The following is a 271-nucleotide window of genomic DNA, read 5'->3' on the forward strand; positions in this document are numbered from 1 at the left end:
CACAACCCGAAGATGTTTCACTTCATGATTGCGAAAATTTGAGAGACTCGAACACACCTTAAAGATGTGTCGTTTCAATTTTCAGCTTGATCCAGATTTTTAAAGAGCAAAACTTCTTAATGCACTCAAAAGTACATTCAGAAGTTCATCATTCATCAGGCAATCTGTGTGAGCACTACAAAGGCAGGTTCTTTAAGGTAAGGAGGTGATCCAACCGCAGGTTCCCCTACGGTTACCTTGTTACGACTTCACCCCAGTCATGAATCACAAA

At 41.0% G+C, this 271-nt stretch carries 1 rRNA gene; it reads right to left on the minus strand.

Annotated features, from left to right (window positions below):
• Positions 1-198: 198 nt before the first annotated feature.
• Positions 199-271, minus strand: a 16S ribosomal RNA gene (locus ACDO57_RS23385); the annotation flags it as partial.

The organism is Enterobacter cloacae complex sp. 2015409 (genome assembly GCF_041365315.1).
Lineage (GTDB): Bacteria > Pseudomonadota > Gammaproteobacteria > Enterobacterales > Enterobacteriaceae > Enterobacter > Enterobacter pseudoroggenkampii.